The organism is Bradyrhizobium nanningense, assembly GCF_004114535.1.
GTDB classification, from domain to species: Bacteria; Pseudomonadota; Alphaproteobacteria; order Rhizobiales; family Xanthobacteraceae; genus Bradyrhizobium; species Bradyrhizobium nanningense.
In genome coordinates, this window is sequence record NZ_LBJC01000020.1 from 26,478 (window position 1) to 39,397 (window position 12,920).

General features: G+C 63.9%; 18 protein-coding genes. 6 read left to right on the plus strand and 12 right to left on the minus strand.

The window, feature by feature from the left end; genetic code table 11:
- Nucleotides 1–39: 39 nt before the first annotated feature.
- Nucleotides 40–528 carry a bacterioferritin gene (bfr, locus tag XH84_RS13055; RefSeq protein WP_024339472.1) on the plus strand — a complete coding sequence of 163 codons (489 nt, stop codon included), beginning with the start codon at nucleotides 40–42 and terminating at the stop codon, nucleotides 526–528.
- A 209-nt stretch (nucleotides 529–737) separates the two neighbouring features.
- Here bfr and XH84_RS13060 read toward each other — a convergent pair whose 3' ends face one another.
- The 3 genes from XH84_RS13060 to XH84_RS13070 all read right to left on the minus strand — a co-directional run bounded on the left by XH84_RS13060 (nucleotide 738) and on the right by XH84_RS13070 (nucleotide 2,990).
- Nucleotides 738–1,340: an MSMEG_1061 family FMN-dependent PPOX-type flavoprotein gene (locus XH84_RS13060; protein WP_128917346.1), complete on the minus strand. Its 603-nt coding sequence runs from the start codon at nucleotides 1,338–1,340 to the stop codon at nucleotides 738–740.
- A 77-nt stretch (nucleotides 1,341–1,417) separates the two neighbouring features.
- Entirely contained in the window at nucleotides 1,418–1,762 is a 345-nt protein-coding gene (locus XH84_RS13065; RefSeq protein ID WP_128917345.1) for a hypothetical protein, read from the minus strand.
- 166 nt (nucleotides 1,763–1,928) lie between these two features.
- Complete coding sequence (locus XH84_RS13070; protein WP_128917344.1) at nucleotides 1,929–2,990, minus strand: alpha/beta fold hydrolase; 1,062 nt, start codon at nucleotides 2,988–2,990, stop codon at nucleotides 1,929–1,931.
- Between the two features lie 128 nt (nucleotides 2,991–3,118).
- Here XH84_RS13070 and XH84_RS13075 point away from each other — a divergent pair, with 128 nt between their 5' ends.
- Together XH84_RS13075 and XH84_RS13080 are read left to right on the plus strand one after the other, a co-directional pair.
- Complete coding sequence (locus XH84_RS13075; RefSeq protein ID WP_128917343.1) at nucleotides 3,119–3,385, plus strand: DUF2277 domain-containing protein; 267 nt, start codon at nucleotides 3,119–3,121, stop codon at nucleotides 3,383–3,385.
- Nucleotides 3,386–3,482: 97 nt separating this feature from the next.
- Nucleotides 3,483–3,698, plus strand: coding sequence for a hypothetical protein (locus XH84_RS13080; protein ID WP_128917342.1), 216 nt, complete (start codon nucleotides 3,483–3,485; stop codon nucleotides 3,696–3,698).
- A 165-nt stretch (nucleotides 3,699–3,863) separates the two neighbouring features.
- On the opposite strand, the gene XH84_RS13085 is transcribed toward XH84_RS13080, so the two are convergent.
- Entirely contained in the window at nucleotides 3,864–4,385 is a 522-nt protein-coding gene (locus XH84_RS13085; protein ID WP_128917341.1) for a collagen-like domain-containing protein, read from the minus strand.
- 159 nt (nucleotides 4,386–4,544) lie between these two features.
- Between XH84_RS13085 and XH84_RS13090 the strand changes: the two genes are divergently transcribed.
- On the plus strand, nucleotides 4,545–4,787 hold the full coding sequence (locus XH84_RS13090) for a hypothetical protein (RefSeq protein WP_128917340.1): 243 nt from the start codon (nucleotides 4,545–4,547) through the stop codon (nucleotides 4,785–4,787).
- On the opposite strand, the gene XH84_RS13095 is transcribed toward XH84_RS13090, so the two are convergent.
- Together XH84_RS13095 and XH84_RS13100 are read right to left on the minus strand one after the other, a co-directional pair.
- The gene (locus XH84_RS13095; protein ID WP_128917339.1) at nucleotides 4,784–5,032 is read right to left on the minus strand and encodes a helix-turn-helix domain-containing protein; all 249 of its coding nucleotides are present in this window, start codon (nucleotides 5,030–5,032) and stop codon (nucleotides 4,784–4,786) included. The two genes, XH84_RS13090 and XH84_RS13095, sit on opposite strands and share 4 nt — an antisense overlap.
- 338 nt (nucleotides 5,033–5,370) lie before the next feature.
- The gene (locus XH84_RS13100) at nucleotides 5,371–6,138 is read right to left on the minus strand and encodes an SDR family NAD(P)-dependent oxidoreductase (protein WP_128917338.1); all 768 of its coding nucleotides are present in this window, start codon (nucleotides 6,136–6,138) and stop codon (nucleotides 5,371–5,373) included.
- Nucleotides 6,139–6,249: 111 nt separating this feature from the next.
- On the opposite strand from XH84_RS13100, the gene XH84_RS13105 reads away from it, so the two are divergent.
- The gene (locus XH84_RS13105; protein WP_128917337.1) at nucleotides 6,250–6,735 is read left to right on the plus strand and encodes a J domain-containing protein; all 486 of its coding nucleotides are present in this window, start codon (nucleotides 6,250–6,252) and stop codon (nucleotides 6,733–6,735) included.
- Nucleotides 6,736–6,804: 69 nt separating this feature from the next.
- Here the strand turns inward: XH84_RS13105 and XH84_RS13110 are convergent, their stop codons facing one another.
- From XH84_RS13110 to XH84_RS13120, 3 genes are all read right to left on the minus strand, one after another.
- Nucleotides 6,805–7,056, minus strand: a complete 252-nt coding sequence (locus XH84_RS13110) for a hypothetical protein (protein WP_128917336.1) — start codon at nucleotides 7,054–7,056, stop codon at nucleotides 6,805–6,807.
- 238 nt (nucleotides 7,057–7,294) lie between these two features.
- Nucleotides 7,295–7,555, minus strand: coding sequence for a hypothetical protein (locus XH84_RS13115; RefSeq protein ID WP_128917335.1), 261 nt, complete (start codon nucleotides 7,553–7,555; stop codon nucleotides 7,295–7,297).
- Nucleotides 7,556–7,709: 154 nt separating this feature from the next.
- Nucleotides 7,710–8,093, minus strand: a complete 384-nt coding sequence (locus XH84_RS13120; RefSeq protein ID WP_128917334.1) for a RidA family protein — start codon at nucleotides 8,091–8,093, stop codon at nucleotides 7,710–7,712.
- A 461-nt stretch (nucleotides 8,094–8,554) separates the two neighbouring features.
- Here XH84_RS13120 and XH84_RS13130 point away from each other — a divergent pair, with 461 nt between their 5' ends.
- The gene (locus tag XH84_RS13130) at nucleotides 8,555–8,989 is read left to right on the plus strand and encodes a hypothetical protein (RefSeq protein WP_128917332.1); all 435 of its coding nucleotides are present in this window, start codon (nucleotides 8,555–8,557) and stop codon (nucleotides 8,987–8,989) included.
- Between the two features lie 159 nt (nucleotides 8,990–9,148).
- On the opposite strand, the gene XH84_RS13135 is transcribed toward XH84_RS13130, so the two are convergent.
- The 3 genes from XH84_RS13135 to thiC all read right to left on the minus strand — a co-directional run bounded on the left by XH84_RS13135 (nucleotide 9,149) and on the right by thiC (nucleotide 12,797).
- A complete protein-coding gene (locus XH84_RS13135) occupies nucleotides 9,149–9,799 on the minus strand; it encodes a glutathione S-transferase family protein (protein WP_164935967.1) in 651 nt (216 codons plus the stop codon).
- Nucleotides 9,800–10,063: 264 nt separating this feature from the next.
- Nucleotides 10,064–10,576, minus strand: coding sequence for a mismatch-specific DNA-glycosylase (locus tag XH84_RS13140; RefSeq protein ID WP_164935973.1), 513 nt, complete (start codon nucleotides 10,574–10,576; stop codon nucleotides 10,064–10,066).
- A gap of 322 nt (nucleotides 10,577–10,898) precedes the next feature.
- Entirely contained in the window at nucleotides 10,899–12,797 is a 1,899-nt protein-coding gene (gene thiC / locus XH84_RS13145; protein ID WP_128917331.1) for a phosphomethylpyrimidine synthase ThiC, read from the minus strand.
- Nucleotides 12,798–12,920 lie beyond the last annotated feature (123 nt).

Below are 12,920 nucleotides of genomic sequence, written 5' to 3' on the forward strand. Positions count from 1 at the left end.
GGTTAGGACCGATTTGGACTGCAAGAGCTGGAGTGAATCATGCAGGGCGACGCAAAAGTTATCGACTATCTCAACAAGGCGCTGCGTCACGAACTGACTGCGATCAACCAGTACTGGCTGCACTACCGCTTTCTCGACAATTGGGGCCTGCTCGACATGGCCAAGGTCTGGCGCAAGGAGTCCATCGAGGAGATGGAGCATGCCGACAAGCTCACCGCACGCATCCTGTTCCTCGACGGATTCCCGAACATGCAGGTGCTCGATCCCCTGCGCATCGGCCAGAACGTCAAGGAGATCATCGAGTGCGACCTCGCCGCCGAGATGAGCGCGCGGGCGCTCTACCAGGAAGCGGCGACCTACTGCCACGGCGCCAAGGACTATGTCACGCGTGACCTGTTCGAGAAGCTGATGAGCGACGAGGAGCACCACATCGACTTCCTCGAAACCCAGCTCGACCTGATCGGCCGCATCGGCCTCGAACTCTATACCCAGAAGCACGTCGGCGGGCTCGAGGGCGAGGGGCATTAATTCGACGCGCTAGCGCTGCCACACACTCGGTGTCGTCCCTGCGAAAGCAGGGACCCATAACTCCAGGGAGGAGTGTGGCGCGAGGCTGGTAACTCCGAATCTTCGCCAAACGCCTCCCTGTGGCTTATCGCGACGAGCGCAAGCGCTCGCGCGGAGGTCCCGGATCTGCGCTGCGCTTGTCCGGGACGACACCGTCATTGTAGCAGCGCTCACAACTGCGTCTTGTAAATCTCTTCCACGGTCTCCTGGCTCGCCGGTTCGCCGAGGCCGGTCTGGTCGTGAATGACCGTGACGATGCTCGGCATCACCGAGCGCTGCACCTTCTCCGACGACCATAGCTTCGAGCGCATCAGCGCCTTGCCGCAGTGGAAATAGACTTCGTTGACGGCAACGTTCAGCACCGCGCGCGGCGGCTTATCGAACTCGACCATGGACGCGAGCAGACCCGGGTCGGCCGACAGCGTGCCGCGTCCGCCGACGCGCAGCGTCTCGTCGATGCCGGGGACGAAGAACAACAGCTGCACGAAGCCCGAGCCTTCGACGACGTTGCGAAAACTGTCGATGCGGTTGTTGCCGGAGCGGTCGGGCATCAATAGCTGGTTGGGGCCGGCGACGTGGACGAAGCCGATGCCGCCGCCGCGCGGTGAGGCATCGACGCTGCCATCGCTGCCCGATGTCGCGAGCACGCAGAACGGCGACATCTCGATGAATTTCTTCGCATGCGCGTCGATCGCGGGACGCGCCTTCGCAATCACGCGCGGGCTCGGCTTGGCATAGAAGGTGGCGAGGTCTTCGGCGCAAAGATCGGTCAACGGCGTGCCTCCGCATCGGATTGGCGGCAACCTACCCGATCGGGCCGCCGCCAGCCAATGGAATCGATAAAGACGCGTTACACGGCATCCGCCGGCACGAAGCAGCTGATGATGATGGCTCCGCGGTGGTGAACATACCACACGACGGCCTCGCCGACCGGATTGCCGCGGTCACGGATGATGGCGCGCTCGGGCACCTCCATCCATTGTCCTTCGATTGGCACCCAATAGCGGCCCGCGCGCACGTCGTAGTCGGTGCGATGGCCGTCGGAGATGTCGCAGCAGGGCACGCCGTTCGGCGCGATCACGCTCTTGAACCAGGAACGGATGTCGGGCGGGACGTGATCGTACTGCCCGTTGTCAAACGCGAACGCAGCGCTCGTCAGCGCGGCCAGCCAAACGCACAGTGCGAACCTGTGCATGCGATCCTCCCCCATCGCGTGTCGTGCCGTGGCGCGCCATTGTTCCGCGCCTCGATTCGTATCGTCGACGCGATTAAGCCCGAGCTGTCGGCGCATTGCATGCTCAAATAATATGCGGCGCCGAGACGCCGCACATGATGCGTTGCGATATGAGTGGTCTGCCGTCTTACATCGTCCGCTCCGGTGCGGTCTGCAGCAATTGTCGGACCTGCTCGCTGTAGAACTTTGCATTGCTGGTGGTGCCGTGGCCGCGCGTCTCGGTGCTTGCGGGGATGAGATACAGCTTGCCGTTCTTGACCCGCTTCATCGCTGCGTCCGTGATACCGGTCTCGGGCGGGTTGCGCTCGTCGTCGGCGGAATTGATCAGCAGAAGCGAGGCCTCGATCGCTTCCAGCTTCTCGCCGGCATTATAGTCGTGCGAGGACTCCCACTGGTAGACGAAGTCGTTGGCATCGGCCGTGATCGGTGCCGCCAGTCGGTCGTCGACCATCTTGTCGGCCTTGGCCGCGGTCGGCGCCTGCGATTGATAGGCCAGCGTTCCACCGATGCTCGCGATGCCGTAGGCAGTGACGGCGTATTTCATCATGCGCGGCTGGCTGGTGTAGTTGCCGCCATTGTACTCGGGATCGCTGCGGATGGTGTCGAGCATGATCCGCCGCATCATCCAGTTGCGCGATGCCATCTCGGTCGGCTGCGAAGCCATCGGCACCAACGCGTCCATCTCCTTCGGATATTTCTCGCCCCACAGCCAGGTTTGCATGCCGCCCATCGAATTGCCGATCACGAGCCGCAGATGCTTGACGCCGAGGCCTTCCATCACCAGGCGATGCTGCGCTTCGACCATGTCGTCGTAATTGTATTTCGGAAAGCCGGTCTTCATGCCGTCGGACGGCTTTGACGATTTGCCATGGCCGACCGCGTCGGGAATGATGATGTAATATTTGGAGGCGTCGAGCGGTTGCCCAGAGCCGAACAATTCGCCCGCGAAGGCCGCTGACAGCATGCTTGCGCCCGAGCCGCCGGTGCCGTGAAGCACCAGCACCGGTTGGCCGGTCGGCTCGCCGACGGTCGTGTAGTGCAGCTTCAGCTCCGGGATGATCTCGCCGGTGTGGAACTTGAAATCTTTGGCGATCCAGTCGCCCTGCTTCGGGGCCGGATAATCTGCGGCCAATACGGATGTCGAGACGGATAGCAGGATGGCCGACAACGCCGCGCAAGTGGCTTTCATGTTTCTCTCCCCGTTGCGGCTCGTCGTCGGCGGCCGCGTTAGGACGGAACTTAGCAGAAATGCCGGGAAGGATGTAGGATTTCGGCTCCGCCGATCGTCTTCATGGAAACATCCGGAGAGAGGCCTGCATGTGCCGCAACATCAAGACGCTGTTCAACTTCGAGCCGCCGGCGACAAAGGATGAGATCCACGCCAGCGCGTTGCAATTCGTGCGAAAATTGTCCGGCTTCAACAAGCCGTCGCAGGCCAACGAGGCGGCGTTCGACCGTGCCGTGGCGGAGGTCTCGGAGGCCGCGCGAAAACTGCTGAGCTCGCTGCATACCCATGCGCCGGCGCGCGACCGCGAGGTCGAGGCGGAGAGGGCCAGGGAGCGCTCGCGGCTGCGCTTCGGTTAGTGGGCGCCGGCCACTCGTTCCGTGATCTGGCTCACGGTATGGGGCGCCTGACTCCGCAATGATGTCTGCCGGGGTTTTGACAGCCCGGAGCACGACCATGAACCGCCCCCTACTTCCTCTGAAAGCAGGTGCCATCGTTTTCACGCTGCTATGGACGGCGTGGATGATGTGGTGGAGCGGCTCGGCCTCGCGCGCGAGCGTGATCATCCTGGCCCTGTGCGGCGCGGCGGTCGGCTATCTCTGGTACCGCGCCATGCGCTGGCAGTTCGAGCGCATGGGCATGCTCCCGCACAAGGATGATCCATCGGCCTGAACCGAGGCTCGTGTCCCGGACGCGGCGCAGCGAGTCAGCGCTGCGACGCAGAGCCGGGCCCAGAAAATCGCAAGTTAAGCTCCTGGTTAGATGGGCCCCGGCTCAGCCGCGCAGCATTGCATGCCGCGCTGCGTCCGGGGCACGCAACCAACTTGCCGCTTACTTCTAATCCTTCTGGCCGTGCTTCTTCTTTTTCTTCTTTTTCCTGGGCTCGTCGCCATCGCCGTCGTCGCTCTCGTTGTCGACGATCGCTGCGTCGGGCTCCTGCACGGCGGCTGCGAGTGCCTCGCGCTCGGTGGCTTCACGTTCGCGCTGGCGGCGGCGCTCGTCCCAGGCGTCGAACAGTTGATCGAGCCACGGCAGCACCTGTTCGATCGAGGGTAATTGACCGGCAGGTCCCGGCTCGCCGCGCGGGCCTTGCGGCCCCGCAGGTCCCTGCGGTCCAACAGGCCCCTGCGCGCCGATTGCCCCGCGCGGGCCGGCCTCGCCCTGCTTGCCTTGCGGACCGGGCTTGCCCTGAGGTCCCGCCTTTCCGATCGGCCCCGGCTTGCCTTGCGGACCCGGCTTGCCACGCGTGCCGTCGGGGCCGCGCCGGCCCGGATGACCCTGCGGTCCCGGCCGTCCCGGCTCGCCCTGCCGTCCGCGCGGTCCTTGAGGTCCCTGCCGTCGTCCCTGATCGTCTGCCACGCCGCTGCTCCCTTGACCGGAAGCAAGTTACTTAGCGGCGTTTGACGACAGCAGCAATTCCGCCCGCGCGGCACGCCGGGCTTGATCAACATCAATTGGCGGCACGCGCCCTGTGCCATCGATCCCACGGCCAGACCCAACTCTCGCGAGGACCGACCGATGCGCGCCGCGTGGAAAGTCTTTTGCCTGTTCGCCGTCGTCCTTGCAGCGGCGCTCGGCGTCGCTCACCAACTGGTGCCCGACGTCGTGGCGGTCGCATTCGCCGAGGAGCCGCAGCCGTCATGGGCTGTCATGACGGCCTTCTTCCTCCGTGCGGTCGAGATCATCGCCGCCTCGGTCGCGATGATCGCGCTGGCGGTCATCGTCGGCGGACTGGTTCGGCGGCGACTTCTCGGACGCTAATCCTGGTAGGCGGGCACGTCGATGCCGGAGGCGGCGTAGAGCTTGATCTTGTTGCGCAGCGTGCGTACCGACAGGCCGAGCACGCGCGAGGCGCGCGTACGGTTGCCGTCGCAGCGCGCGAGCGTCTGGAGCACGAGCTCGCGCTCGACCTCGTCGACCGTGGCGCCGATCAGAAGCGGAACGATCTGGTTAGGAGCAAGAAATTGCGCGCCCGGCTCGGACGCAGCGACATGAACAGTGGTCATCAATACACTCCCCGATCAACGCCCGCTTCCATCGTTGGAAGCGGATCGAGAACAAACGACCCCCAAGCCGTGGATCTACGGTGGTCGGGTTTGGTTAATGAAAGGTTAATTCTCCGCGGTCAGCACCAGATGACCTCGGGAATGCCGCGAAGCCGCCGCGATTGGCAGGAGGTGAATGGTGATGCGGACCTATCTCGCGCGGCAAATACGGTGTCATCGTCCGCGAAAGCGGACGATCCAGTACGCCGCGGACTCTCGGCGTCTCACTGTCGTCTCTGGAATACTGGATCGCCCGCCTTCGCGGGCGATGACACCGAGCAAATGGTGAGAACCTCTGATCACACCGTCCGATAGCCGCCGTCCACCATCACGATCGTTCCCGTGACATAGGCCGACAGATCCGAGGCGAGGAAGAGCGCGGGTCCGACGATATCCTCGGGCTTGCCGGTGCGCGCCAGCGGGGTGTGGTCGACGAAGGCCTGCACCAGCGCCGGATTGGTCGCGCGCACATTGGCGTTGATGTTGGTCTCGATGAAGCCCGGCCCAATCGCGTTGACGCGCACGCCTTCCTTGCCGAGCTCGACCGCGAGCGCCTTGGTGAAGCCGAGCACGCCGTGTTTCGAGGTCGTATAGGCCGCCGAGCTCGGCGTGCGCAGATGCACGAAGGACTGGATCGAGCCGATATTGACGATGCGGCCCTTGCTGGCGCGCAAGGGTGCGAGGAAGGCCTGCGTCATGTTGAAGACGCCGTTGAGGTTGAGCGAGATGATGTCGTTCCAGTCCTTCGCCACCGTCTCCGTCTCGGCGGTGAAGGCGTTGCGGCGGGTGATGCCGGCATTGTTTACGAGGATCGAGACCTGTCCGACCTTGTCCGCGACCTGCTTTGCCAGCGCGAAGCAATCCTCGCGCCGGGTCACGTCGAGCGCAAAGCTCTCCGCCGTGCCGCCCGATTTTCGGATCTCCCGGGCGGCCTCCGCGACGGTCTCGGAATTGACGTCGAGCAGCACCACCTGCGCGCCTTCCCGCGCATAGCCGGCGGCGATCGCGCGGCCGATGCCGGAACCGGCCCCGGTAACGACGGCGATGTGGTTTGCAAGCAATGCCATGACATTTTCCTCCCGATTTCTTGTCGAAGTTTCACGAAACGCTAACTCGAAATTAAGGGGTCGGAAACGGCAGCCTTGGCATACTGATCTCGATTGCTAAACGTTGCGCGCATGATGGAACGGCTCGACTCCTGGAAACTCGCCCTTGAACGGCTGCGGTCGGCGCCATCGGCCGACTTCGCCGAGGCGGTCCGGCTCGTGGCCGAGATCGCGCGGATGAGCGTTGACCCCACGCTGCGTCAGGCGGCGGAGCAGGCGCTTCCGGTGCTGCGCCAGGCGGTCGACAATGACGACGACGGCGTCACGCTGGCGGCGCAGCGCCGTCTCGGCGTGGTGCTCGAGGTCGTCCATGATTTGACCGCGCCGCGCTTCGGCCGCCGCAACGCCAAGCCGAAGCAGCTCTCCAGCGAGGATCGCGCCCGTAAGATGCTGGGCCTGCCGCTCGCGGTGCAGCTGACCTGCGAGGACATCAACCAGGCCTATCGCCGCGCGGCCAAGGGCATGCATCCCGACCACGGCGGCAGCACGCAAGCCTTCATCGACCTCGCCGCCGCCCGCGACGTCCTGATCCATCCCGGCGCGCACAAGGACGCGTGAGAGCGTCTCATCAAAAACGAGCGGGCAAGGACGCTGGCGCCCTTGCCCGCCCTTCGTCCGCCGATCGAATTACCAGCTGCAGTGGCCGTTCTTCAACGCATGATCCTTCAACATGAGCGCGTCACCAAGGGTCGGCACGCTCGCGCTGACGCGGGAATAGTCGGAGGGCCACGGCGTGGTCGGGATGCTCTCGTCCCAGATCTGGCAGAAGCCGGTGTCCTGCCAGCGGATCAGGTGATAGCTGGCCTCCGCGGGGCTCGCCGCGACGAACGAGGTGACGGCAAGTCCGGCGGCAGCGCACAGCAGGGAAATACGACGCATGATTAGCTCCTCGAAATGAATGATGTGATGCGCCTCCCGGCAATGACGGGGAGGGCTGGTGCCGGACGCTTTTGGGGATGCGCGCCGGACAAGATGTGAGTAGTTGGACGTGTTGATCAGGTTCAAAGAACGCGCGCGCCATGGCTGACTTCGGCGGGACAAATCCGCGGTCCTGCAAAAAGAAAAGGACGGACCGCTTGCGCGATCCGTCCTTGAAATCCGTCTTGTCGCGTCAAGCCTAGAGCGTGCAGCGGCGTTCGGCGCGCAGCTTGATCTGGAGGTCGGACGCGGCCTGGAAGGTCGGCAGCGGCTTGCTGACCACCTTGTAGGTCGACACGCCAAACTGGAACGGCTTGTACTTCAGGTCCTCGTTCCAGACCTGGCAGATGCCGGTGTTGTCCCAGCGGATCACGTAATAGCCGACCGCCGCGGATGCGGGCCCGGCGAACACGGACGAAGCGATGCCGGCAACGGCACAGAGCGCGAGAACGCGACGCATGGAATATCTCCTTGTGGGGAAGAGTGACCCGAAAATTCGTGCGGTAAAAGCAGGTCCTTTGCAAGCCGGGGAGCGGCCGTTCACGGATATGTCAGACTGCGCAGGGCACTTGGTTTGGCGGAGTGCCCGGCAAGTCACACGCGCAAGGCGCGGCTCACTTCGCTAGCGAGGCCACCGCCTCGATTTCGATCAGCATCTTTGGATCGGGCAGCGCATGGACCACGCAGGTCGTGCGCGCCGGATAAGGCGGCGGGCCGAAGGCGCCGGCATAGAGCGCATTCATGGCGGCGACGTCGGAGGCGCGGGTCAGGAGCACGTTGACCTTGGCGAGGTCCCGGATTCCGGCGCCGGCCTCGTCCAGCACGCGCTTGATGTTGACGACGACATTGGCGAACTGCGCCTCGAAACTATCAGGCAGCGCGCCATTGACGTCGAAGCCGGGAATGCCCGAGACGAACAGGAGATCGCCGACGCGCGTCGCAAAGGACAGCGGCGGCGCCTTGACGTGCGGCGGGGGCGCGAAATGCTGGATCGGCATGGGATCACCTCGAAAGACGTTCGCTAAGGCCTGAGGGTAGCCGCAGGCGAGGGGCGCTCAAACCAAAAAATGCGAAAACAACCCCATGCACAGTAGGCATGAGATGGAAATCATTGAGCTTTTCAAATTCGGGAAGAGCGAAAATGAGGATTTGCTCCGTCGGGCAAGACAGGGGCAGAATGGCATGATGCGGTTGGCTTCGACGATGGCCCCTCACTCCGTCGTCATGCCCCGGCTTGACCGGGGCATCCAGTACGCCGCGGCAGACGTGGCGAGAGCGAGCCCTCCGACGAAGGCCTCTGGAATACTGGATCGCCCGGTTGAACCGGGCGATGACAGCTGAGTGTCTGGCGAACAACCCGACTGACGCCGCCCCCATCATGTTGCCGCCCCGATCAATCAGATACATTCGCCGCGTCTGATTCGAGTCCCCCCTAAAAAATAGCCCCCCGGAGACCCCCATGAAGCTCGCATCCACCCTTCGCGCCGCGCTGGTCGCCATTGCCGCCCTGGCCGGACTTTCGACCGCGGCAGAGGCCGACAGCGGTTTCGTGACGCTGACGATCTACAAGGCGGGCTGGATCATCGGCGGCTCTGGCGGGAGCGGAGTCCTCAGCTTCCGCGGCCGCACCTATGGGCTCTCCACCGGCGGCCTCGATTACGGCCTCGTCTTCGGAGGCTCCAAGACCGTGCTGCGCGGCCGCGTCAGCAACATCAACCGTCCCTCCGACGTCGCCGGGGTCTATGGCGCCGCCGGTGCCGGCCTTGCCGTCGGCGCCGGCGCCCGCGCCATCGTGCTGACCAACCAGAAGGGCGCTGTGCTGGAGCTGTCGGGAACGCAGGTCGGCCTGATGGCGAACGCAGATCTCAGCGGCCTTGCGATCACGATGCGGTAGGGCGGTGCGTAGGGTGGGTTAGTCCTACTGAGGATTAGTCCTGCGATTGCGCGAAGCGTAATCGCTCGGCGTAACCCACCACTTCAGCGTCCGCGGTAACAGAAGCGGTGGGTTACGCCGCGCGGGCTCCGCTTCGCGCCGCCGCGCAGCTAACCCACCCTACGAGCGCGATGCGGCGGTGAACACCGCCAACTGCGCATCGAACGCCCGCCGGAACGCCGGCCGCGCCTCGCCGCGGGCCACATAGGCGGCGACAAGTGGATAGCCGTCCAGCAAACCCGAATTGTTCAGCCGGCGCAGCACCGTCACCATCAGGAGATCGCCGGCGCTGAACGCGCCGTCGAGCCAGTCGGCATCACTGATGTGGCGGGACAGTTCGCCAAGCCTGGTCCGGACGCGTTCCTGCAGCATGGGGAGCCGCTCCGCATACCAGCTCTTGTCGCGCTCGAACAGCATGGCCATGGTGAGCTCGACGATCGGCGGCTCCATTGTGCTGAGCGCGGCGAACATCCAGGCGATCGCGTGGGCGCGCGCATTGGCATCTTTCGGCAGCAAGCCATCGTGGCGCTCGGCGATGTGCAGCACGATGGCGCCCGACTCGAACAAGGCGAGATCGCCATCCTCATAGGTCGGGATCTGCCCGAACGGATGCAGCGCGCGATGCGCGGGCGCCTTCATCGCCGCGAAGGAGAGGAGGCGAACGTCGTAAGGTTGGCCGACCTCTTCCAGTGCCCAGCGCACGCGCATGTCGCGCGCGTGGCCCCTGCCGCGGTCGGGCGAGGATTCGAAGGCGGTGATGGTGGGAGGCATCGGAAGGCTCCGAGTTGATCGCGGTTTAGCTTGCATAGGACGAACGACGAGGGCGGATTCCGACATCGGTTCGATCCTTTCCACGCCTGATGCCAAACCAACAATGTCGTCCCGGCGAACGCCGGGACCCATACCGCGTGATTTATCTGTGCGGTTAGTCTCAGTACCGATACGCCGAGTCTCCGCCAAACTACTCCCTGGGGTTATGGGTCCCCGCGTTCGCGGGGACGACAGCGGAATGTGACGCGCTATTGTTCGCCGAACCTACGCGGCGATCCACGCCGCCAGCTCGCGCCACGGCTCCAGTGTCCAATGCCCCGACGCCGCGCCGGACGGCGACGGCAGCACGAAGATCTCCGGCAAGCTCTCACGGCGCTGCTGCCGCCCGAGCGCAATCCCGCTCGACGGCCTGCCGTAAAACAAGCTCGCCGCCTTCTTGCTCGTGAACGCAATCGTCCGCGGCCGATACGTTTCCATCTTGGCCCTGAAGCCTGATACGTCGATCGTCTCCGCCGCGATCTGGTGATCCATCCCGGCGCCCGTCTTGGAGAGATCGGTGAAGCCGATCCCGAGTTCGATCAGGCTCGCGAACTCGCTTGGCTGATAGCGCCGCGGCGTGATGCCGGCCTCATGAATCGCGCGCCAGAAGCGGTTGCCGGGATGGGCGTAATAGTGCCCGAGCTCCGCCGAGCGCGTCGAGGCGGCGGTGCCGACGAAGACGAGGCGGAGGTTGGGGCGGAGTTGGTCGGGGAGGCGGTGGGGGGTGGGTAAGTGGATCGTCGCTGTAAATGAGAATATGCCAAAATCACTTATTTCCCAGTTGCTGATCGCGGTCAGCGAGTTTGAGTTTGATGGCTTCGTCCTTTGGACGCCGGTGCGAGATGTTGGCGAGACCGAAGATGTATACATCGGATCGTATGGTCAAAGCGACTATGTCGAGTTTGCTCCAGGATTTGCAGACGTCGTGAAAGACGAATTCAGCTTTAGTGAATACGTGCTCAAAAATCAGCACCGCAAACGGCACTAATAGATTCTATCAATTACAGAGAAATGGGAACGAGCAACTGCTCGGTCCCATTTCATCGTTCATTTAGTGGTCTCACAACACCCGATTACTCTCCTTCACCTTCTCCGCATCCAGATAAACGCTGCTCCCCATCTCCTTAAACTTCGCGCTCATCCTGGCCATGCCGTCCTCGGCGGTGCCGGCCAGCGACATGCCAACGCTGTTCGGATCGTTCAGCGTTGCCGCGTAGTCGCGTACGTCCTGGGTGATCTTCATTGAGCAGAATTTCGGACCGCACATCGAGCAGAAATGGGCGACCTTGTGGGCTTCCTTCGGCAGGGTCTCGTCGTGGAAGTTCTTCGCGGTGTCGGGATCGAGGCCGAGGTTGAACTGGTCGCTCCAGCGGAAGTCGAAGCGCGCGCGGGAGAGGGCGTCGTCGCGCAGTTGCGCGGCGGGGTGGCCCTTGGCGAGATCACTGGCGTGGGCGGCGATCTTGTAGGTGATGACGCCGGTCTTGACGTCGTTGCGGTCGGGTAGCCCGAGATGCTCCTTCGGGGTGACGTAGCAGAGCATGGCGCAGCCGAACCAGCCGATCATGGCGGCGCCGATGCCTGACGTGATGTGGTCGTAGCCCGGCGCGATGTCGGTGGTCAGCGGTCCAAGTGTATAGAACGGCGCCTCGCCGCACTCCTTGAGCTGCTTGTCCATGTTGATCTTGATCTTTTGCATCGGCACGTGGCCGGGGCCTTCGATCATGACCTGGCAGCCCTTGTCCCACGCGATCTTGGTGAGCTCGCCGAGCGTCTCCAGCTCCGCGAACTGCGCGCGGTCGTTGGCGTCCGCGATCGAGCCGGGACGCAGGCCGTCGCCCAGCGAGAACGAGACGTCATACTTGCGCATGAGGTCGCAGATCTCGTCGAAATGGGTGTAGAGGAAGCTCTCCTTGTGATGCGCCAGGCACCACTTCGCCATGATCGAGCCGCCGCGCGAGACGATGCCGGTGACGCGGTTGGCGGTGAGGTGGATGTATTGCAGGCGCACGCCGGCGTGGATGGTGAAATAGTCGACGCCCTGCTCGCACTGCTCGATCAGCGTGTCCTTGTAGAGCTCCCAGGTGAGCTGCACCGGATCGCCGTTGCACTTCTCCAGCGCCTGGTAGATCGGCACGGTGCCGATCGGCACCGGCGAGTTGCGCAAGATCCATTCGCGGGTGGTGTGGATGTTGCGGCCCGTCGAAAGGTCCATCACGGTGTCGGCGCCCCAGCGGATCGCCCACACCATCTTCTCGACCTCTTCCTCGACGGAAGACGTCACCGCCGAGTTGCCGATATTGGCGTTGATCTTGGTGAGGAAGTTGCGGCCGATGATCATCGGCTCGAGTTCGCTGTGGTTGATGTTGGAGGGGATGATGGCGCGGCCGCGCGCGATCTCGTCGCGAACGAACTCCGGGGTGATGAAAGCGGGCACGGAGGCGCCGAAGCTTTCGCCGTCGGCCAGGGCTGCTTCCGCGCGCTCGAGCTGTTGCTTGCGGCCGAGGTTCTCGCGCGCGGCGACGTAGATCATCTCCTTGGTGATGATGCCGGCACGGGCGAATTCGAGCTGGGTGATCTTGTGGCCGTCGAGGCCGCGCAGCGGCTTGTGATAGGCCGAGAAGGCGCGCGCGGCCTTGTCGGTGGAGACGCTGCCATTGTCCTCCGGCTTGATCTGCCGGCCCTCATATTCCTCGACGCCGCCGCGCTCCAGCACCCATTGCTTGCGGTTGCGCGCCAAGCCGGCATTGACGTCGATGGTGACGCTGGGGTCGGTGTAGGGCCCCGAGGTGTCGTAGACCGGCAGGTTCGGCTCGCCGGCGCCTTCGGACAGGATGATCTCGCGCAGCGGCACGCGCAGATCGGGCGCGGCATCGGGGGACGCGAAGATCTTGCGCGAGGAGGGAAGGGGACCGGTGGTGACGGCGGGGATGGTCTTGTCGGGGTTGGAGCGGATGTTCATGGGATCCTCCGTTTTAATTCGTTCATGTCGCTGCGCGAGAGGCAAATACCGCTGTCATCCACGCGAAAGCGGGGATCCAGTATTCCAGAGGCGGTGCGGCTAGAGCCGAGAAGCCGCGGCGTA

What these genes read in the sequence shown, in the direction of transcription:
- XH84_RS13095 (WP_128917339.1), bottom strand. Translation starts at nt 5,032, where the DNA reads ATGACCACTGTTCATGTCGCTGCGTCCGAGCCGGGCGCGCAATTTCTT.
- XH84_RS13080 (WP_128917342.1), top strand. Translation starts at nt 3,483, where the DNA reads ATGAACCGCCCCCTACTTCCTCTGAAAGCAGGTGCCATCGTTTTCACG.
- XH84_RS13070 (WP_128917344.1), bottom strand. Translation starts at nt 2,990, where the DNA reads ATGAAAGCCACTTGCGCGGCGTTGTCGGCCATCCTGCTATCCGTCTCG.
- XH84_RS13120 (WP_128917334.1), bottom strand. Translation starts at nt 8,093, where the DNA reads ATGCCGATCCAGCATTTCGCGCCCCCGCCGCACGTCAAGGCGCCGCCG.
- XH84_RS13100 (WP_128917338.1), bottom strand. Translation starts at nt 6,138, where the DNA reads ATGGCATTGCTTGCAAACCACATCGCCGTCGTTACCGGGGCCGGTTCC.
- XH84_RS13135 (WP_164935967.1), bottom strand. Translation starts at nt 9,799, where the DNA reads ATGCCTCCCACCATCACCGCCTTCGAATCCTCGCCCGACCGCGGCAGG.
- XH84_RS13105 (WP_128917337.1), top strand. Translation starts at nt 6,250, where the DNA reads ATGATGGAACGGCTCGACTCCTGGAAACTCGCCCTTGAACGGCTGCGG.
- XH84_RS13115 (WP_128917335.1), bottom strand. Translation starts at nt 7,555, where the DNA reads ATGCGTCGCGTTCTCGCGCTCTGTGCCGTTGCCGGCATCGCTTCGTCC.
- XH84_RS13090 (WP_128917340.1), top strand. Translation starts at nt 4,545, where the DNA reads ATGCGCGCCGCGTGGAAAGTCTTTTGCCTGTTCGCCGTCGTCCTTGCA.
- XH84_RS13110 (WP_128917336.1), bottom strand. Translation starts at nt 7,056, where the DNA reads ATGCGTCGTATTTCCCTGCTGTGCGCTGCCGCCGGACTTGCCGTCACC.
- XH84_RS13130 (WP_128917332.1), top strand. Translation starts at nt 8,555, where the DNA reads ATGAAGCTCGCATCCACCCTTCGCGCCGCGCTGGTCGCCATTGCCGCC.
- XH84_RS13075 (WP_128917343.1), top strand. Translation starts at nt 3,119, where the DNA reads ATGTGCCGCAACATCAAGACGCTGTTCAACTTCGAGCCGCCGGCGACA.
- bfr (WP_024339472.1), top strand. Translation starts at nt 40, where the DNA reads ATGCAGGGCGACGCAAAAGTTATCGACTATCTCAACAAGGCGCTGCGT.
- thiC (WP_128917331.1), bottom strand. Translation starts at nt 12,797, where the DNA reads ATGAACATCCGCTCCAACCCCGACAAGACCATCCCCGCCGTCACCACC.
- XH84_RS13065 (WP_128917345.1), bottom strand. Translation starts at nt 1,762, where the DNA reads ATGCACAGGTTCGCACTGTGCGTTTGGCTGGCCGCGCTGACGAGCGCT.